Origin of the sequence: Marivita sp. S6314 (assembly GCF_023015985.1) — a bacterium.
GTDB lineage: Bacteria > Pseudomonadota > Alphaproteobacteria > Rhodobacterales > Rhodobacteraceae > Marivita.
The window spans coordinates 354,281-373,296 of the sequence record NZ_JALKAO010000003.1 but is presented as its reverse complement, the minus strand read 5'-3'; the positions used below and the strand labels follow the sequence as shown (position 1 = coordinate 373,296).

Sequence of the window (19,016 nt, the reverse complement as noted above, 5' to 3'; positions counted from 1 at the left end):
TCACAGGATGACGCGGCTTTTCTTGTTTCAGTCCAACAAATCTGCCGCGATTTCGATCCAATCGCGACCACCGGATCGTCCGCCCAGATGCTGTGCAAGGAAATCCTCGACCCGGCGCGCGTGTCGGATGCTGTTCTGCCAGCGGTGAATGCCGTGACCTTCGTCTTCAAAGATCAGGTCCTCCACGTCTTTGCCCGCCGCGCGCGCTGCGGACAGAAACGCCTCGGATTGTTCGAACCCAACCACGTTGTCCCGTTTCCCCGCCACCACCATCATCGGGTCTTCCAGCGAACTGACCCGCGTGACAGGGGAGTGGGTTGTCATGATCTCGGCATCCTCTGGCGTGTCCGGATCGCCGAAATAGCGCGTCGTGTATTCGGGCGTCAGCCCCCAGGCGAACGGGTTGTTCCGCATCTGATAAAGCACATCCAGCACCGCGTGTTCCGCAATGCCTGCCGCAAACACGTCTGCGTCCCGCACCATCGCCATTGCAGCCGCATATCCTCCATAGCTGCCGCCCTGGACCGCGATGGCTGCGGGATCGGCGATGCCCTGGGACACCGCCCAATTCGCGGCATCAACCAGATCATCCTGCATCGCGCGGCCAAACTGGCCGAACCCTTTGGACTGAAACGCGAGACCAAACCCGGTCGATCCGCGATAATTCACAGCCAGAACCGCATATCCGCGATTGGCCAGAAACTTACGGAAGTGATGGTATTCCCAGTTCAGATGCAACGCAGGACCGCCATGCACTTCTATGACAAGCGGTAAAGGCCCGTCGACCCCCTTTGGCCGCACCAGCAGCGCATGCAGTTCCGTCCCGTCCCGCGCTTCGATCATGACCTCTTCGGTTGGAGCAAGACGGTCAAGATACCGTTCCCGAAACGAGAACGTGCCCAGAAGCTGCTCTTGTCCGGTTTCAAGATCGAACAAGTGGTAGGTGTAGTTGAGCGCATCCGGCGACAGGGTTGCCGTGACAAAGCGGCCGGTTCCGGCCCAGCTCAGGTCATTGACCTCGACACGGTCTGCCTTGGCATGGATCAGATCCCGCAACGCGGCCCCCCGGTCTGTCAGCGCGTGTACATCAGATGTCCCGACATGGGTCAGCACCGCGTCAATCACGCCGTCATGCGGGTCAAGGTTGACCAGATCGTAGATGTCTTCGTCGTCTTCGGCAAAGACAACCGTTTCCGCCCCGGTCTGAAGATCAACACGCACCAGCGCGGCCTTGTCCCGGTTGCGTGCGGACACCACCAACGCAAAATCTGCCTCGGGTGAGATTTCGTGGATCTGGAACACCGTGTTCACCGACAGCGTGGTCAAAACCCGCCAATCGGTGTCGTCGCGCACAAGATAAGACAGAACCCCGTCCTCTGCCCGATCAATGCGCATCACGGGTTCAAGATCAGCGGACATCATCCAGCCAACCGTTTGTCCTTCGTTTTCCACCAGAAGCCGCTTGTCCCCGCCATCCTGATTGGTGGTGTAGAGATCGGCAAAAGCCGGGTTGCGGTCGCGCGAGGCCACAAGCCATGGATCAGCACCATCCGCGACCCGGTTCGAGATGAACCAGTTGCTGAACCCACGCGGGGTGACGTCCCGCCAGTTGTCCCGCTCGGGCGCGGTGGGATCGATGCGCCACAACCGGCCTTCGATAATCGCCAGCAATTCGGGTTTGATATCATCCCAGTAGTAGTAATCGACGTCCTTGAGCGTTGTCACAATGGTCTTGTCAGACGCAGACCCGACGCGCACCACATCCGTCGCCAAATCCACGGCGCGCCATGCAAGCCAGGTGCCATCGACGCTTGGTTTGAAGTCCCATTCACCGCGCTGATCCGCCCAGAAATCGCGGACCGGAATAATCGGCGGCAGGTCCGCCTGTGCAAGGACCGGATGTGTCGGCGCAGTGTCGCGCGACCATACAGCAAGGGCACCGGCGGCCAGAACACCCAGAACAACCAGACTGCCGAATATCCACTTCAGAAAACGCATATTTCAACCCCGTTGATGTACCGAAGAACAGCAGGCCGCAGACCATCCGTCAGCGGGCCAATGCGCTAGATTTAGGGGAGGGATTTGAAACCGACAATGGGCGTCGCGGTCACTCGCGGCATCCCGCGCATGCCGCCCCTGGCCGTTCCCCCTTTCGCAAATGCTCGCAAAACGCTATGTGCCGCTCATGTCGCAGAACCCTCCTTCGCTTCGCCCCGATCTCGCGCCCACCGCGCGCATTTCCGACACGCCACGTGCCGGTCAGCCCACCATTGGGATGGTGTCTCTTGGCTGCCCCAAGGCGCTGGTGGACAGTGAGCGCATCCTGACGCGGCTTCGGGCCGAAGGGTACGGGATCAGCCCGGATTATTCCGGCGCGGATGCGGTGATTGTGAACACCTGCGGGTTTCTGGATTCTGCCAAGGCCGAAAGCCTTGATGCGATTGGGGAGGCGCTGACCGAAAACGGCCGCGTGATCGTGACGGGCTGTCTTGGGGCGGAACCCGAGTACATCACCGGGGCGCATCCACGCGTGTTGGCCGTCACCGGCCCGCATCAATACGAACAGGTGCTGGACGCGGTGCATGCCGCTGTGCCGCCCGCGCCCGATCCATTCATTGACCTTTTGCCCGCAACAGGTGTGAGCCTGACGCCGAGGCATTACAGCTATCTGAAAATCTCGGAAGGCTGCAATCACAAGTGCAAGTTCTGCATCATCCCCGACATGCGCGGATTGCTGACGTCCCGGCCTGCAAAGGCAGTGCTGCGGGAGGCAGAGAAGCTGGTCGAGAACGGCGTGCGCGAACTCCTGGTGATTTCGCAGGACACGTCGGCCTATGGGACGGACTGGAAAGACCGGGACGAGAAATTCCCGATCCTGTCGCTGGCGCGGGATCTGGGATCCTTGGGCGCGTGGGTGCGGATGCATTACGTCTACCCCTACCCGCATGTGCGCGACTTGGTGCCGCTGATGGCGGACGGTCTGGTGCTGCCCTATCTCGACATCCCGTTCCAGCACGCGCATCCCGATACCTTGAAACGTATGGCGCGGCCGGCGGCGGCGGCGCGGACGTTGGACGAGATTGCCGCCTGGCGCGATGTCTGCCCGGACATCACGCTGCGGTCGACCTTTATCGTCGGCTACCCCGGCGAGACGGAGGACGAGTTCCAGACGCTGCTTGACTGGCTGGACGAGGCGCAACTGGATCGGGTGGGCTGTTTCCAGTACGAAAACGTTGACGGCGCGCGGTCGAATGCGTTGCCGGATCACGTGCCGGACGAGGTCAAGCAGGACCGCTGGGATCGGTTCATGCAGAAGGCTCAGGCGATTTCAGAAGCCAAGCTGGCGGCCAAGGTCGGCACCCGGATGGATGTGATCATCGACGACATCGACGCGGACGGCATCGCCACTTGCCGCACCAAATCGGACGCGCCCGAGATTGATGGCAACCTCTTCATTGATGAGGGCACAGAGGGCCTGTCCGTGGGCGAGATCGTGTCGGTCGAGGTCGATGAGGCCGGGGAGTATGACCTTTGGGGGCGCATCTAAGGTCTCGGATCGGCTGCGCCAATCCGACAGATTGGGGGGCCTGCCCCCCAAACCCCCCGAGGTGTTTTCAGCAAAAGGAAAGCCGGGACTGCGTCAGGCTGTGCCTTGTCCGGCGGAGTGTTTGACATACCTGTTGGCCATGACAGAGACATCCCAAACCAAAGTGCTGTTCAACAACGACTGCCCGGTCTGTTCGTTCGAGATCAACCATTACGCGGCCTACGCGCGGCGTGAAGGGCTGCCGATCCAGTTCGATGATCTGAACGGGGCAGAGCGTGCGGCGTGGGGGATTGATGAGGATACGGCAGCGCGGCGGCTTTACGTGTTGCAGAACGGGGAACTGACCAGCGGGATCCCTGCCTTTCTGGTGCTGTGGCTCGAGATGCCGCGCTATCGGTGGTTGGGCAGGATCGTTGGGCTGCCGGGGATCAAACAGATCGCGTCACTGGTTTACGATTATGCCCTTGCCCCACTGATCTACCGCTGGCACCTGCGCCGTAAGGCCAGGCGCGCTATCCAATCAGGATGACGACCCAGGCCACGCCAGCCGCGATGGCAGAAGCGGCAACGCCCGCGCTGCCGGCGTCTTTGGCGCGCTTGGCAAGGGGGTGGATGTCGGTCGAGATGTGATCGATTGCGGCTTCAATCGCTGTATTGAACAACTCTGCCGCCAAGACCAGCACACCCAAAGCCAGGATCACCGCGCGTTCCGCAGGCTCCAGCGGCAACCAGAATGCCAGCGCCGCAGAGACGAGGTTGGCCCACACCCAGGACCGGAAACTGTATTCGGTCTTCCACGCGTCCACGCACCCGGCCCAGGACCAGATGATGCGGTACTTGAGGCGGATAAAAAACTCCATCAGGCGACCTGCGTGTTGTCGAGATAGTGGCGGACGCAGTCCTGTACGTGGCGAAACCGGTCCCCGCCAAGATGTTTGCCGCCATACCAGCGCGTTACGACGATCATGTGATCCCGGAGCCCTTCGCGTTCCAGCATCTGCAGAATGATCTGGCCTGCGCCGCCTTCGCCATCGTCATTCTTGAGCGGCCCACCATCCGAGAAGACCACCGCCCAGGTGTTGTGCGTGGCCTTGGCATATTTCTTGGTGCGTTTGAGCGTTTTGAGAAATGCGTTCACCGCGTCGCGATCACGGACCGGTCCGCCGCTCACCGCGTATTTCGAGCCGCGGTCCGAAATGACGCTCTCAAACTGATTCATCTTCCAGGTGCAGCTTCATATCCACAAGCACTTGCTGCAACGCGAGCGTTTCGCGGAGCAGACGGCGGGCCTCATTGGCGGTGATAATGCCGTCTTCGATGGATTGGTGGTATTCGGCCATCAGCATGGCAAATCGCTGGCTGAGCGCAACAACGTCAGAATTGACGCCACCTTTCTTGTCCTCGTTGGATCGACGTTCGTCAAATGACAGGGTGATCCCGCCAAGCTCGGCCAATGCGGATGTCACATGCGGGTAACTTGATTCCTGCTCCAAGGCCGCAACGGCGTCCACCGGCATGAAGCGATCGGCGTGTTCATCGTGATCGGCATAGTACCGACCCAAGGTCGCCTTCGACTTGCCGGTCAGCTTGCAGGCCTTCTCGATGCCGACGTCTTTTACCAGCAATTCCGTATGCTTCTTCAAATACGGACCAAATGATTGCATCCTGTCACCCCCTAAATGCCCCACAGCCGGATGGGAACGTCGCCGCCTCTTTCCCCTGTCTTGAACCTTAGCGCAATGGCACACACACACCAGACCCGAAAATAGCGGGTCAGCCAAGCGTCCGAGCAACGATCCGGGCACTGGGATGCGCATCGCGCGTGTTGGAACCGGGGTAACGTATAAGCGGTTGGTCTTGGTCGACCCACTCACGGAGCGACCTCGTAAAGAGACCCCGGTTCTGATCCACCCTCATCGGGATGTGCATCCACTTTCCCTTGCCCAAAGTCTTGCGATGCGCGGCGGCTTGCGGCACAGGAACGGCCATGGCCAAGCTTTACTTTAACTACTCCACCATGAACGCGGGGAAATCGACCCTGCTGTTGCAAGCTGCGCATAACTACGAAGAGCGCGGCATGTCCGTGTACCGCCTGACCGCCGCTTTTGATGATCGGGCGGGCAAGGGAAAGATCGGGTCGCGGATCGGATTTGCCCGCGAGGCGGACACGTTCAGCCCCGATGACGATCTTTATGCGCGGATCGAAGGCTTATTGGCCAAGGGCGATCTGGCCTGCGTGTTTATTGATGAGGCGCAATTTCTGACCCCGGATCAGGTCTGGCAACTGGCACGAGTCGCGGATGATCTTGGGGTCCCTGTCATGGCCTACGGGTTGCGGGTCGATTTTCGGGGGGAGCTTTTTCCCGGATCGGCAACGCTGTTGGCGCTGGCGGATTCGCTGCGTGAAGCCAGGACGATTTGCCATTGCGGCCGCAAGGCCACGATGGTCGTGCGTCAGGACGAAAATGGCAACGTGCTCACCGAAGGGGCACAGGTTCAGATCGGCGGCAATGAAACCTATGTCAGCCTGTGTCGGAAACACTGGCGCGCAGCGGTCGGAGCCTAGACATGGTGACCGTTGAAACGCTGGATGCCGACGCTGCGATGACACGCGAGGCGGCGCTGTTGGCCGACGTATCGGAAAACCCGTCCAAGCGTCACATCTGGTTCTGGCAATCGCCGCAATGCCTGATCGCACCGCGCAAGCTGTCGCGGTTGCCGGGTTATGACACGGTGACCGCAGATCTGCTGGATCAGGGATGGCCTGTTGCGCTGCGCAGCACCGGGGGCGATGTCACGCCACAGGGCACTGGTATCGTGAACGTCACCCATGTCTATGCGCGTCCGTCCAAAGAGAAGTTCGATCTGGACCGCGAATATGATCGTCTGTGCACCCCGATTGAGACGGCCTTGGGCAATGGCGCAACCCGTGGGTGGCAACCGGGGGCCTTTTGCGATGGTGCGCATAATGTCCAATGGAACGGTCTGAAATTTGCGGGCACCGCGATGCGGTTCCGTCCCTGCCAGGCCGACAAGACGCGGTATGCAGTGCTGGCCCACGCATTGATGCTGATCGCTCCACCATCGCAGGCCGCGATAGATGCCTTGAACCGGTTCCTGAGCGCTTTGGAACAGGATCGACAGATCAATCTCGCGGCCCATACCGGGTTGCCCGACGGGATGACGCAGACCCGGTTTCTTGAGCACGTGAAGTCCGGTTTCGACACGGCTGTCTGACGGCTGCCACGCCCGTTCGGTCTTGCCGAAAATATCGAAAAAGTTCCGTCGAGATCGAAAAATATTTGTTGGAACGTCCCTGCGCGCGACGGGTTGTTTAACCATCGGAAATACAAACAAGGAGGACATCATGACCAAGATGTTTGCAAGCGCGCTCGCCCTGACACTCGCCACAACCGGCGCATGGGCACAAGAGACCACGAAGATGATGGACTACTCGACCAACGCGATGGCGGAAAGCCAGGCGGACCTGATCCGCACCCGCGATATCACCGGTGGCACCATCTACACGATGAACGAAGCCAATGATGAAGGCTGGAACATGGATTTTGTTCACAACGGCCTTGGTGATAACTGGAACGATATCGGCGAGATCGAAGATATTGTACTGAACAAGAGTGGCCAGATGGTCGGCATCGTTGCCGAAATCGGCGGGTTTCTTGATATCGGCGACAAGCATGTCGTGCTGTCCGTCGAAGATGTGAACCTCGTCGCTGTTGACGATGAGACATACGCATTTGTGACACGGATGAGCGAAGAACAGCTGGAAGAGCTGCGCGAAGTCGATGAAGGCTGGTGGAACTGATCCACGCGTCAGTCTTTCCAAAAAGGGGCCAATCGGCCCCTTTTTTCGGTTTCGAAACCGCTCAGGCGCGTTCGATCAAGACCGATCCCACCGAATATCCCGCCCCGAAGGAACAGATCACGCCCCGGTCACCCGGTTTCAGATCTTCTGAATACTTCGAAAACGCGATGATCGACCCGGCGGATGACGTGTTGGCATAGTCCTGCAGGATGTTCGGCTGTTCGCCCGGCTCGGGCGTGCGACCCAAAACTTTTTTGCCGATGAAGTCGTTCATCGTTTTGTTGGCCTGATGCAGCCAAAGCCGCTTGAGGCTGTCTGCGGTCCAATCGATCTCCTCCAGATGCCCAAGGATATGCGCCGACACCATCGGCAGCACCTCTTTGAACACTTTGCGCCCGTTCTGCATGAACTGCATATCGCGGCGATCTTCCATCTGGTCACGGGTGCGGCGCAGGAAACCATTGTTGTTGCGGATGTTGTTGGAATACTCGGTCGCGCAGCGGGTGCCGTGGATGGTGAAATGCGCGCCTTGGGCGTTGGCATCGGGTTCGATCACCACAGCCGTGGCCACATCGCCAAAGATGAAATGACAATCCCGGTCGCGCCATTCCAGATGCGCCGAACAGATCTCGGGGTTCACGACAATCGCGCACTTAACTGACCCGGACCGCACCATGTCTGCCGCCGCCTGAATGCCGAACGTGGCAGACGAACATGCGACATTCATGTCAAAGGCAAAGCCCCCTGCCCCGATCAGCTTCTGAATTTCGACCGCCACCGCCGGATAGGCCCGTTCGTGATTGGACGCCGCACAGATCACCAGATCAATCTCGGACGCGTCGCGCCCGGCCTGCTTCAGCGCTTTGGTGATCGCATCGACGGCCATCTCCGCCATGATCGACGGCGCATCATCGGGGCGCGCATCAAGGCGCGGGAACATGCGGGTCGGGTCCAGAACACCCTCTTTGTCCATCACATAGCGCTGCTCGATCCCTGACGCGTTGACGATAAACTCGGCACTGGACTGCGGCACGGCGTCCATGTCGCCCGCGGCAATCGCATCGGCGTTTTCGGCGTTCACACGATCTGCATAGGCATTAAAGGCGACCACCAATTCATCATTGGTGATGATGCTCTCTGGCGTGAAAACACCGCTTCCGGTGATGGCTGGCTGGATCATGCTGCGCTCCGCTTTGGTGCACGTGACCACACTTGATCTGGAACGCGGGGTCAAGCGCGACGCTACGCGACTTTCGGAACCCTGCCCCGCAAGCGCGCGTTGGTTGGTGGAAGGAGGCTTATTATGGACCGTCTATCCATTATTCTGACACTCATGAGCGGCGCGTTGATCACTGGTGCCCTCATCACCACCGCGTTCACGCTTGGCTACTATAACTGGTGGGTGATCGGTGGCTCTGCAATCATCGGATTTCTTCTGGCCTGGCCCAGCGCATTCATCGTGTCGCAGCGCATCAAGCGGCGTGACCCCGAATGGTCCCCGGACCGCAGCGCATCAGACGCCGCACCGATGCCGAAACCCGGGGCGAAAGAGGTTTAAACCGGGTTTGGCACCGGATCGCCCTGCGCAAACGCGACAAGGTTATCGACCGCCATCCTCCCCATATCCTCGCGCACCTCGAGCGCAGCCGTGCCCAGATGGGGAAGCAGCGTGACGTTCTCCATGTCGATCAGGGCTTGCGGGACCTTCGGTTCGAATTCGTAGACGTCGAGCCCCGCACCGGCGATCTTTCCCGCCTGCAGCGCATCAATCAGCGCGGCTTCGTCCACAACATCGCCCCGCGCGATGTTGATGAAATGTGCATGCGATTGCATGGCGTCAAACATCGATGCGTTGATCAAATGATGCGTCGCCCCGCCACCGGGCACGGCAACCACCAGCACGTCCACCTGTCCGGCAAGATCAGTAAGGCTGTCCACCCGCTCTGCCGGGAACGGGACGTCTTTGGCAGACCGGTTCACGTACTTGATCCGCATGTCGAACCCGTAATGCGCGCGCTGTGCAATCGCCTGTCCGATGCGCCCCATGCCGACAACACCCAAGGTCTTGCCCGTCATATGCAAGCCCAGCATCTGCACCGGATGCCACCCATGCCACTGTCCCGCGCGCAGCATGCGTTCGCCTTCGCCGGCGCGCCGACAGGTCATCAACATCAACGTCAACGCTGTATCCGCCGTGGCGTCCGTGACAGCCCCCGGAGTGTTGGTGACTTTCACGCCTGCTTGATTAGCCGCGGCCACATCGATGTGATTGTACCCAACCCCGAAATTGGCAAGCATCTTGCACCGCGGCGCGCCTGCGGCCTTAAACACATCTGCAGAATAGAGATCGCCGAGCGTGGGCAGTACCAGATCGAACGCCTGCAGGCTTTGCACCATTTCGTCAAACGTCATCACATCCGGGCTGTCCCGGTAGGTGACATCAAATTGGTCTTGCGCCCGGGCGATGACCGTGTCGGGCAGATTGCGGGTGATCAGCAGCTTCAGCACAGGCGCGCTCCGTTCGGGGTGTCTTTGTCAGGGACAGCCAACACAATGGCGTCATCGGTATCGGCAAAGCCAAGCACCAGTGCTTCGGACATGAACGGTCCGATCTGGCGGGGCGGGAAATTCACAACGCCCATCACTTTTTTGCCCACCAGCGTTTCGGCATCATAATGCACCGTGATCTGGGCCGAAGATTTCTTGACGCCGATCTCATCGCCATAGTCGACCCACAGCTTGAGCGCAGGCTTGCGCGCCTCGGGAAAGGGTTCGGCCTTGATCACGGTACCGACGCGGATATCGACCTTCATGAAGTCGTCGAACGTGATCTCAGCCATTGGCCAGCTCCCTGGATCGCTTTGTGGCGGCATCAATTGTTTGCACCATCAGGGGCGGAAGGCCTGTATCCTTGTCCATAAGCACCTCTAGCCCGGCTTGCGTCGTGCCGTTGGGACTGGTCACATTGACCCGCAATTGGCTTGGCGGTTCGTCGGCCTGCATCGCCAACGCGCCTGATCCGGCAACGGTGGCTTTTGCCAGTGTCATGGCAAGGTCAGGGGCCAATCCCTGCGCTTCGCCAGCCGCCGCCAGACATTCGATCATGTGAAACACATAGGCCGGACCGGACCCGGACAGCCCCGTGACCGCATCCATCTGGTCTTCGGTCTCCAGCCGCACGGTTTGCCCGATCGCCGACAACAAGGTTTCCGCCATCTGCATCTGCGATTCAGAGGCACGCGCATTGCCGATGATCGCGGTGATCCCCTGTTTCACGGCCGCCGGTGTGTTCGGGATCGACCGGATCACTGGGGTGTCGGACCCCAGCATATCCTCAAACGTTGCTATGGTGATCCCGGCCGCCACTGACAGGAACAGCGTGTCGGCGTTGCCCAAAGGTGCCAGGGTCGGCAGGGCGTCGCGCATGATCTGGGGCTTGACCGCCACCAGGACAATCGCCGGGTTTTCCGGCAACGCAACGTTCAGATGAACGCCCTGCGCCTGAACCCAATCCGACGGGTTGGGATCGCTTATCCAAACCGATGTCGCGGGCAACCCTCCGGCCAGCCAGCCCTCAAGCATGGCCGACCCCATCTTTCCGCAGCCCAGCAAGACCAGACCGCGTTTGGCGATTTCGGAATTCTGCATAATGCCCCCCACGTGAACCGTTGGGGGCCAGTGTTACGCGCGGCCGTAAGCCTCTGCAATGGCGACCTGAAGCGCGTCCTTCGGTGTGCGATTGCCCCAGACCACCAGCTGCAGCGCCGGATAATACCGCTCCGCGCTCATCACTGCACAATTGATCATGGTATCGATCTGCTCTGCGCTGGCCACATTGCCTCCGGCAAGCACCAACCCATAGCGATAGACCATCAGCTTGGCTTCGGCCCAGTAGGTGAAGGCGCCCGCCCAACATTGGTCATTGACCTCGTTCAGCGTCTCGAACAACGCGGGCATCCGGTCGGCCGGGGGATCCATATCAAACGTACAAATTAGCCGAAGCGTCTCGTCATAGGGCGACCAGGCCAGCGTGATGGAATAGGTCCGCCACTGGCCTTCCACGGCCATGGCGATCTGATCTTCTGCAATGCGGTCAAAATCCCAATCATGGTGTTCGGCGATGTGCTCAACCAGATCGATGGGGTGAATGTCGTCTTCAAGATACTGCTCGGACAGGGCCATACCGCCGTCTCCTTATGCCTGTCGAAGGGGGGCCTTTTGACCACATTCCTTCGGTGCCTGCTCAAGGGGCTGCGGTTTACTCCTCATCCCCTACCACATATGCTGCATGGCCGCACGCTTTGGGTAAAGCGCTAATTCGGGGATAACCTCAATAAGTTGTGGAGAAGTCCACCTGATGTGGTCCGCGCGCATAGTGCCACAAACTGTGGATAAGTCACGCGTTTTTGGCCGGGGCGTTACCGGATCTTAAAAACATGCAGCGATAGCGCACCAACCGCCGCGCGCCCGACACCGCGCCAACCCTACCACACCTTCTGACAGGCCCTGTCTCTGTTGAAGCGCAACCAATTGTACCGCAATGGGCGCGGGGTGATTGCGGAACCTCACGCGGCTGATTTATCAATGTTTTTCAGTGAGATGGCAACTTGCGTTGCGGAATAATTGGTTACACGTCGTCTTGTTTGTAACCCATTGTTTTTATTAGATCGGCAACCGATTGCGGAACCTTTTGCGGAAGTAGCGGCTTCTCGCTGTCACCGGAAAAAACTTCGTTGTAGGCCAGAAGCGCGACACACTCCGTGGGGCTTTCTGAACCGCGCGCAGACATCTCATTCATCAAGTCTTGCACAGCTTTTGTGTAGTAGAAATGAACGCTTGCGGAAGCTTGGCGGGACTTCGTGAGAAACGCTCTGTAATCGTCGGCTATGTCGCCGAAGTCTCGAACAAGCCGCAGCACCGCAAGCCGCATCGCAGCCCGTTCAATATCAGTCATTTCACCGCCGAACATGAACGTGTCGTCTTCACCATCTGCAATCCGCCGGTAAAGAGAAGGGACACTCTTCCGATTGCGCCAATTCGCTATCGTGCTGCGGCTGACCTTCAAACGCAACGCTAACGCGCTGTCTGTTTCCACACCAAAACGCGATTTGAGGAGTTGAATTACTTCGTCAGCATCATTCATCGTTGACCGTCCCATTGTGAACATATATGTTCATTGTGAACAACGTATTCACTTTGGAGCACGTCGCGTCCCATGCGTACACCATCACCCGATCTATTGAAAGATGCTAGAGCGGAACTGGTTGGGCGAGGCTCATCAATGAAAGCCTTTTGTGAGGAGCACGGATTTGTTCGGCAACATGTCGGTCAGGTTCTCGCAGGCAAACGCGACGGCCCCAAAGCCCGTGTCTTAGTCAAAGCCTTTCTCGAAAAGCTTGAGGCGACGCGGTGAGCTTCGTAAGGCCCGATCAATTCGCGTCGGCATTAGGTATCAGCGACCGCGCCGCGCGTCATGCGTTTGCAAAAGCTCATGGTGGCAAGCCCTGGCGCGGCCATCGGTTGCCGGTCCAACAATTGGAAGGACAACGCGGCGGTGCCGGTGGCAAGTCGCTGGTTATCTTACCTGACCTCTGTTCGCCCGAGCTTCGCGACCTTTTGGGGTTGTCAGAAACCACCCCAGAAACGGCCCTTAAAGCCCCTGTTAGACACCCGGTTGAAGCCGAGCATATAGCCATTGCGCGTGACAAGCAGTGGATCATCGCCCCGGCGCTGGCGCATCCGCCCAGATCATCAGAGCGGGCACGTGTGATCGAAGAGCTTGCGGCCATGCCTTTCCACAAGGTCGGTGCCGAATATGCCCCGGTCGCCAAGCGAACGCTTTATGATTGGATCGCGGCGGCAGAGACCAACGTCGCGAAGCTCATTCCAAAAGCGCGAAGTGACAAGGGCCAGCGTCGGGTTCTGATCAGCCGTGCTTGGGATCGTGACTGCGGGTTGCCGGAAGGCGAGATGATCCGGATTGCTGACGCGCTTGAACGAAAGGCGCGGGGCTATCTGAGCAAGGGTCGCAGTGTCCGCAATGTCGAAAAGATTTGCTCTCATATTCTGCGCGAACTGACCGAAGACGCGGGCGTGTCGCTTCCACGCGCAGACCTCGAAAAGCTTTGCAAAATCAGCGCGAAGTATGTGAACCGCTTCCGGGAAATGAAGGCCGTTCATGCGTTCGAAGCGGACAACAAGACCTATACCGACAAGCACGAATTCCACGTCAAACGTGGTCTGACCGAACGCCCCATGGAAGTACTGATGGGCGACGTTCACACGGTTGATCTAACGATATCGGAGGCGCTTTCGTCCAAGCATATCGGGTATCGTGAACTCGCTTTGAAGGCCGCTCTTGAGGGCAAGGTCAAGGTTAAGGCGTGGTTGATCGCATGGATGGACTGTTCCAGCGGCTATATCTGGGCCACGCCTGTGATCACCGGCCCCGGTCAAGGTATCACACAACAGGACGTGGCCCTGTCACTCTATGACGTGCTGACATGCCCATATGGCGGAATGCCGGAAACCTTCGTTCTCGACCATGGGTCCGAGTATGAATTCCTGATCGAAGCAGTTACACGCTTTGCGGCGATGGCAGACATGGCCGGACCGTCTTTAGTCAAATGTCGCCCCTATCATCCCGAAGGCAAGGCGCGATTGGAAGGCGCGTTCGGCAGGATAGAAAAGCAATTCGTCAACGCTTTGCCGGGTTACAATGGCGGCAGCTTTCTCAACCCCCGCCTGCAATCGCGTGGCAAATTGGTAGCTCCTTACGACCGTGGTCCGGAACGCCTGATCGAAGACCTGCACACTGCCGTCGCACAATACAATGGCACGGCTCAGGGTCGCGACAGTGACCTCAAGGGCCTGTCACCCAAAGCCATGCTCGAAGCGAAAGCGGCGGTCACCAGTTGGCAGGCGCAGCGGATCGACCCAGAAGACGACAAGATGTTTGATTTGGTATTCAGCCGCGAAGTTCGCCGCGACGTGCATCAAGGCGGCGTCAAAATCGGTAACCGTATGTATGCGGCGGATATATTGGCGGAAATGATCGGCGAAAAGCAGGTCTCGATCCTTGTGCCGCATCGCGACCCGGACGGGCCGGTGATCCTACGTCGTGGCGAAAACACCTATTGGCTGACGAGCGACGTATACGGCATCACCGATCCGAACGGCGCAAAGCGCAAGTCGGCAATGGTGGGTCTCCAACGGGCTGAGATTGAGCGCCGCAAGGCGACGGCCGACACCGATGTCGACGTGCAACAAACCCTGTCTGATATGGCTGATATGTCGCCTGTCCAACACAACGCTCCGGACAACTGGACGATTGGGGGTTTGGACAAGGGCGGCTTCCTGACCGCGCCCATCTCGGAAGAAGAATGGCGCGAACAACAGGAAGCGGAGGCGCGTGACATAGCGGATGAATACCTGGCCTTCAAAAAGGCCAATGAACGAGAGGCCAGCGGCGGCAACCGCTGAACCTCTCATAATGCAACGTGACCATGAAAGGGGCGTCACACATGGAAAGCAGTAACATCGAAACAGGTGTCGGAGCAATGCTCTCGGCAGTTTGCCGGGAGGTCGCGGACTGTGCGGGTCTGGCCATTCTTCGCGGCTCCGTCGGCATTGGCAAAAGCTTCGCGCTCGAACGCATCGTGGCAGAACTTGAAGAGGACGGCGTTCGCGTGGTCTTTCTGACCGCGACCGAAACCGTGGCGGGGCAGATCAACGCCTTCCTTCGCGTGATCCTGACGCAATACTACACAGACACGGCGTCCAGTGCGGAAGCCGAAGAGGCCGTCTGGACACTGTTGTCCGGGCGTCCGTTCACACCGACCGGCGACAAGGTTGTGCTGATCGTTGACGAAGCGCAGAAGCTTGGCGGGCGGGTCCTTGAGACAATCCGTGGCCTCTATGATCGCGGTGACGCGGCACGGCTTGGCAACAAAAATGCACCGGCGTTCGGATGTGTGATGGTGGGCAACCCTACCTTCATGAGCAAAGGCGGCGCGCAACGTTTGGCATCTTTCGAACCGCTTGTGAGCCGGTTGACGCACAATGTGCGCTTGCCGGGGCCGAACCGCGCGGAATGCACCGACTTCGCCAAATCTCTGTTGCAAGACGAGGCGCTTGTTGCCGAACTGGCGGAATTCGGCGTGTCGAAAGGCACGTTGCGGAGCATGGCAATCGCAGCACGGCGCGCTGAGCAAATGGCCGGCAGTGATCCGGTTGCCGTCGCGCATCTGCGCCACGCGGTCAAGATGATGGGAGGCCGGTAATGGCGACTGACAAGGTATCACTGACCCTTGCGATGGAGCGCGAGGCGTTTGACGACATAGGGGATCGTTTGATCCGGTCGTACTACGCGCAGCGTGGGTCCAAGGCTCTGTTCAAGGTCATTCGCGAAGGTCTGAGCAACGGGACGCTCGAAGAGACGGAAGCCGCCGATCTGTGCGAACTGGGCGAGTACGCGATGGAACGGCTCGACCACGAAAGCGAAGCCCTTTTCAACCTTGCAACAGACCTCAAATCCGTATCGGGACAAACTGACCCGATCCTACATCACAATCGGGGGCCATCGACATGAGCATTACCAACAACCAAATCAAACTCCTCTTCACGGCCAAGGGCAAGGTGGAAATGACGGAAGAGACCTTCCGGTCGGCGCTTGTCCAGATCGCCGGTGTCACCAGCACCAAGGAACTCGATAAAGACGGGTTCGAGGCGATAATGGGCTTCATGGAATACTGCGGCTTCACGCCGTTGACCGCGCGGGGGGCCAACTATGGCGACCGACCCGGTATGGCAAGCTTCGCCCAGATCGAACTGATCCGCGTCCTCTGGCATGAGTATACGCACGGCAAAGCCGGGGAGGACGAGCTGAACAAATGGCTCGAACGGTGCTGGAAAGTGTCCAGCCTAAGGTTCCTTCGCTCTCAAAACGCGCCCAAAGTAATCACGGCGCTCAAGGCAATGAAGTCGCGGGCAGCTTGATCATGCGAGACACGACAACAAGAGGCGGCGCATTTTGCGCCGCCTTTTTGCGTGGAGGCATCAGAATTGCCCGTAGAGTGGCGTTGTCCACTTTGGCACCCTCATGTCACGGAGGACCGAGGCGGGTATTAAATGGGTATTCAACGGCGCTCTCAGACGGCGTTGCGCCCTCGCACTCCCAGTTTGCGGTGTCCGGCAACCGCTCGAATGACACTTACCCCGCAAACGTTAGTGGATATTTAGCCCATCCGGCTTCGTCTACTTTCGTCCTGAAACCGCCGCCTTTGTGGCATCCGAGATTTTCAGGAGAGTGATCCATCATGATCGTCAACGAACAAAACCTTGATCTGGTCTTCAAAGGCTTCCAGACCGTCTACAACGATGCGTTCAGCACCGCACCGGTTCACTGGGACAAGATTGCCATGTCGGTATCCAGTGCCGGCAGCGAAGAAACCTATGGCTGGCTGGGCCAGTTTCCGAACCTGCGGGAATGGATCGGGCCGCGTCATGTTCACAACCTGACGGCGCATTCGTTCAAAATCCAGAACCGCAAATTCGAAAGCACTGTCAAAGTCTCGCGCGACCACATCAGCGACGACAAGCTGGGCGTCTTCAAACCGGTCTTTTCCGAAATGGGCCGTCTCGCAAAGACGCACCCGGAAGAACTGATCATGGGCTTGCTGTCGGCAGGCTTCACAACAGAGTGCTTCGACGGGCAGAACTTCTTTGACACCGATCACCCGTCTAAAGACAAAGACGGCAACGTTGTGACCGTGAGCAACATGCAAGAAGGCTCTGAGCCGGGCTGGTATTTGCTGGACACGTCGCGCGGTATTCGCCCGATCATCTGGCAGGAACGCGAAAGCTACGAGTTCACCGCCAAGACCAAGCCGGAAGATCACAACGTCTTTATCAACGACGACTATCTCTATGGCGTCCGGGCGCGTGTGAACGCGGGCTACGGCCTTTGGCAGCTTGGGTTTGGGTCCAAGGCCGAACTGACAGCCGCAAACTACGCCGCCGCGCGGGCGGCGATGATGAGCTACCGCAATGACAGTGGCCGGGTACTGGGTATCACGCCCACAGTTTTGGTTGTTCCGCCTGCGCTGGAAGAAGACGCGCTGCACATCCTCAACACCGAAACCAATGACGGCGGCGGTTCCAACCCGTGGAAGGAAACCGCCGAACTGATCGTCACACCGTACATCGACGCCTGATCGGCAACCGGAGAGCATCGACATGACCGCACTTACTAAAGACCGGAACACACCGGAACGCATGGGCTGGTATCGCTCCGGCACCGTTGCCGCGAACGTGAATATTCACAACGGCTCGCTTCTGATGCGCGATGCGAACGGTGACATCAAACCGGGCGCTTCGGAAACCGGTTCTGTCGGGTTGGGGCGCGCCGAAAGCAGCGCCAACAATACTGGCGGGCAAGCCGGTGACCTGACTGTGAACTACCGTCCCGGCATTTTTGCATTCGACAATTCAGCCGGTGCCGATCTGATCGGCACAAGCCACGTTGGTAAGCTCTGCTACATCGTGGATGACCAAACCGTGGCAGCGACTGATGACACAGGCGCGCGTTCTCCGGCTGGCTTCGTTGACGAAGTTGACGGAAGCCAAGTCTGGGTCCGGTTTGACGAAGCCATCACCGGGATCGCGTAATATGTCGAAAACAGTCAGCGTCACATGTGACCGCGAATTGGACGGCGCGCCGAAATGGGTTCACCTGCTTCCTGCGGGTCACACTAAGGCCAGAGACGGTCGGGACTTCACCGTCGATGATCCGCTTCGCCTGGTTAAACTGTTCGAGCAGGAAAAGCTCGATCTGGCGATTGACTATGAACACCAGAACGATCGTCCCGAAGCCCGCGCGTCTGGTCCGGTTCCCGCAGCCGGTTGGATACGGGAACTGGCGTCCCGCGCAGACGGCATCTGGGGGCGCGTGGACTGGACAGCACGCGCGCGCGAGTTGATCGGCCATCGCGAGTATCGGTATCTCAGCCCGTCGATGCTGTGCGAAGAGCACACCGGGCGGGTTCTCAAAATCAAAGGTGCGGGCTTGGTACATCGACCGGCTTTGCATCTGACCGCGCTTGCCAGTCAGGAGGACACAATGGCAGACGATACGACACTTCTTGAACGGCTTGCCGCTTTGCTGGGCATGTCCATTGAAGACGGCGAAGAGGCCATTCTGGATGCCTTCGAGAAGCGCTTGAAAGAGGGCGCGAAACCCGACCCGTCGAAGTACGTGCCAATCGAAGCCGTCGAAGACCTCATGAAGACCCGTTCGAACGAAAACGAAACCGTGAAACGAGACCGCATCAAACAGAAGGTCGAAACCGCCTGCCAGAAGGGCTATATCACGCCCGCGATGCGCGATTGGGCCACCGAGCTTTGCACGTTGGACGAAGCGCAGTTCGATACATTCATCTCGAAATCTGCCCCGGCCTATGGCTATCTCATGACCGAGCTTTGTGACGGACAACCGCCGCACAACTCTGACTTCGATATCGACATTGACAGCACCGTGACGCGGGTCGCTGAGCAGCTTGGAATTACGCCTGAACAACTTCGGGACAAGTCATGGTGATCACCAGTTGGCTGACCGACGTTACCAGCATTGCGACGGTCAACCTGCCA

At 58.9% G+C, this 19,016-nt stretch carries 23 protein-coding genes; 13 read left to right on the top strand and 10 right to left on the bottom strand.

All coding sequences use genetic code 11. The annotated features are described in order from the left end of the window. Positions 1-27: 27 nt before the first annotated feature. Positions 28-1,998, bottom strand: a complete 1,971-nt coding sequence (locus MWU54_RS10450) for an alpha/beta fold hydrolase (protein WP_247082991.1) — start codon at positions 1,996-1,998, stop codon at positions 28-30. Positions 1,999-2,185: 187 nt separating this feature from the next. On the opposite strand from MWU54_RS10450, the gene rimO reads away from it, so the two are divergent. Continuing rightward, the gene (gene rimO, locus MWU54_RS10445) at positions 2,186-3,547 is read left to right on the top strand and encodes a 30S ribosomal protein S12 methylthiotransferase RimO (RefSeq protein WP_247082989.1); all 1,362 of its coding nucleotides are present in this window, start codon (positions 2,186-2,188) and stop codon (positions 3,545-3,547) included. 139 nt (positions 3,548-3,686) lie between these two features. Beyond that, the gene (locus tag MWU54_RS10440) at positions 3,687-4,076 is read left to right on the top strand and encodes a DUF393 domain-containing protein (RefSeq protein ID WP_247082975.1); all 390 of its coding nucleotides are present in this window, start codon (positions 3,687-3,689) and stop codon (positions 4,074-4,076) included. Here MWU54_RS10440 and MWU54_RS10435 read toward each other — a convergent pair. From MWU54_RS10435 to MWU54_RS10425, 3 genes are read right to left on the bottom strand one after another with little or no spacing between them, the layout of a single operon-like run. Further along, positions 4,060-4,407, bottom strand: coding sequence for a diacylglycerol kinase (locus tag MWU54_RS10435; protein ID WP_247082973.1), 348 nt, complete (start codon positions 4,405-4,407; stop codon positions 4,060-4,062). The genes MWU54_RS10440 and MWU54_RS10435 overlap by 17 nt on opposite strands. Then, entirely contained in the window at positions 4,407-4,766 is a 360-nt protein-coding gene (locus tag MWU54_RS10430) for a YigZ family protein (RefSeq protein WP_247082971.1), read from the bottom strand. The genes MWU54_RS10435 and MWU54_RS10430 overlap by 1 nt, the downstream gene beginning before the upstream one ends. Next, on the bottom strand, positions 4,753-5,211 hold the full coding sequence (locus MWU54_RS10425) for a hypothetical protein (protein WP_247082969.1): 459 nt from the start codon (positions 5,209-5,211) through the stop codon (positions 4,753-4,755). The genes MWU54_RS10430 and MWU54_RS10425 overlap by 14 nt, the downstream gene beginning before the upstream one ends. A gap of 323 nt (positions 5,212-5,534) precedes the next feature. Here MWU54_RS10425 and MWU54_RS10420 point away from each other — a divergent pair, with 323 nt between their 5' ends. The 3 genes from MWU54_RS10420 to MWU54_RS10410 all read left to right on the top strand — a co-directional run bounded on the left by MWU54_RS10420 (position 5,535) and on the right by MWU54_RS10410 (position 7,370). Continuing rightward, positions 5,535-6,113, top strand: a complete 579-nt coding sequence (locus MWU54_RS10420) for a thymidine kinase (RefSeq protein WP_247082967.1) — start codon at positions 5,535-5,537, stop codon at positions 6,111-6,113. A 2-nt stretch (positions 6,114-6,115) separates the two neighbouring features. After that, positions 6,116-6,784, top strand: coding sequence for a hypothetical protein (locus tag MWU54_RS10415; protein WP_247082966.1), 669 nt, complete (start codon positions 6,116-6,118; stop codon positions 6,782-6,784). 130 nt (positions 6,785-6,914) lie between these two features. Beyond that, complete coding sequence (locus MWU54_RS10410) at positions 6,915-7,370, top strand: PRC-barrel domain-containing protein (protein WP_247082964.1); 456 nt, start codon at positions 6,915-6,917, stop codon at positions 7,368-7,370. 61 nt (positions 7,371-7,431) lie between these two features. On the opposite strand, the gene MWU54_RS10405 is transcribed toward MWU54_RS10410, so the two are convergent. After that, positions 7,432-8,550 carry a beta-ketoacyl-ACP synthase III gene (locus MWU54_RS10405; RefSeq protein ID WP_247082962.1) on the bottom strand — a complete coding sequence of 373 codons (1,119 nt, stop codon included), beginning with the start codon at positions 8,548-8,550 and terminating at the stop codon, positions 7,432-7,434. A 123-nt stretch (positions 8,551-8,673) separates the two neighbouring features. Between MWU54_RS10405 and MWU54_RS10400 the strand changes: the two genes are divergently transcribed. After that, complete coding sequence (locus MWU54_RS10400; RefSeq protein WP_247082960.1) at positions 8,674-8,928, top strand: hypothetical protein; 255 nt, start codon at positions 8,674-8,676, stop codon at positions 8,926-8,928. Here the strand turns inward: MWU54_RS10400 and MWU54_RS10395 are convergent. From MWU54_RS10395 to MWU54_RS10375, 5 genes are all read right to left on the bottom strand, one after another. Next, the gene (locus tag MWU54_RS10395; RefSeq protein WP_247082958.1) at positions 8,925-9,878 is read right to left on the bottom strand and encodes a D-glycerate dehydrogenase; all 954 of its coding nucleotides are present in this window, start codon (positions 9,876-9,878) and stop codon (positions 8,925-8,927) included. The two genes, MWU54_RS10400 and MWU54_RS10395, sit on opposite strands and share 4 nt — an antisense overlap. Next, on the bottom strand, positions 9,872-10,210 hold the full coding sequence (locus MWU54_RS10390; protein ID WP_247082956.1) for a tRNA-binding protein: 339 nt from the start codon (positions 10,208-10,210) through the stop codon (positions 9,872-9,874). The genes MWU54_RS10395 and MWU54_RS10390 overlap by 7 nt, the downstream gene beginning before the upstream one ends. Beyond that, on the bottom strand, positions 10,203-11,018 hold the full coding sequence (gene proC, locus MWU54_RS10385) for a pyrroline-5-carboxylate reductase (protein WP_247082954.1): 816 nt from the start codon (positions 11,016-11,018) through the stop codon (positions 10,203-10,205). The genes MWU54_RS10390 and proC overlap by 8 nt, the downstream gene beginning before the upstream one ends. A gap of 33 nt (positions 11,019-11,051) precedes the next feature. Next, entirely contained in the window at positions 11,052-11,552 is a 501-nt protein-coding gene (locus MWU54_RS10380) for a YbjN domain-containing protein (RefSeq protein WP_247082946.1), read from the bottom strand. A gap of 445 nt (positions 11,553-11,997) precedes the next feature. Then, positions 11,998-12,513: a helix-turn-helix domain-containing protein gene (locus MWU54_RS10375; protein WP_247082944.1), complete on the bottom strand. Its 516-nt coding sequence runs from the start codon at positions 12,511-12,513 to the stop codon at positions 11,998-12,000. 266 nt (positions 12,514-12,779) lie between these two features. On the opposite strand from MWU54_RS10375, the gene MWU54_RS10370 reads away from it, so the two are divergent. The 7 genes from MWU54_RS10370 (at position 12,780) to MWU54_RS10340 (ending at position 18,966) form a co-directional block, all read left to right on the top strand. Further along, positions 12,780-14,852, top strand: coding sequence for a transposase family protein (locus MWU54_RS10370; RefSeq protein WP_247082942.1), 2,073 nt, complete (start codon positions 12,780-12,782; stop codon positions 14,850-14,852). Positions 14,853-14,893: 41 nt separating this feature from the next. Continuing rightward, positions 14,894-15,652 carry an AAA family ATPase gene (locus MWU54_RS10365; protein ID WP_247082941.1) on the top strand — a complete coding sequence of 253 codons (759 nt, stop codon included), beginning with the start codon at positions 14,894-14,896 and terminating at the stop codon, positions 15,650-15,652. Next, the gene (locus tag MWU54_RS10360) at positions 15,652-15,960 is read left to right on the top strand and encodes a hypothetical protein (protein ID WP_247082939.1); all 309 of its coding nucleotides are present in this window, start codon (positions 15,652-15,654) and stop codon (positions 15,958-15,960) included. Before MWU54_RS10365 ends, MWU54_RS10360 begins: the two co-directional genes overlap by 1 nt. Further along, entirely contained in the window at positions 15,957-16,367 is a 411-nt protein-coding gene (locus MWU54_RS10355) for a regulatory protein GemA (RefSeq protein ID WP_247082937.1), read from the top strand. Before MWU54_RS10360 ends, MWU54_RS10355 begins: the two co-directional genes overlap by 4 nt. A gap of 320 nt (positions 16,368-16,687) precedes the next feature. Further along, positions 16,688-17,584, top strand: coding sequence for a Mu-like prophage major head subunit gpT family protein (locus tag MWU54_RS10350; protein WP_247082929.1), 897 nt, complete (start codon positions 16,688-16,690; stop codon positions 17,582-17,584). A 22-nt stretch (positions 17,585-17,606) separates the two neighbouring features. Further along, positions 17,607-18,038 carry an autotransporter adhesin family protein gene (locus MWU54_RS10345; protein WP_247082927.1) on the top strand — a complete coding sequence of 144 codons (432 nt, stop codon included), beginning with the start codon at positions 17,607-17,609 and terminating at the stop codon, positions 18,036-18,038. A 1-nt stretch (position 18,039) separates the two neighbouring features. Beyond that, complete coding sequence (locus MWU54_RS10340) at positions 18,040-18,966, top strand: phage protease (RefSeq protein WP_247082925.1); 927 nt, start codon at positions 18,040-18,042, stop codon at positions 18,964-18,966. Positions 18,967-19,016 lie beyond the last annotated feature (50 nt).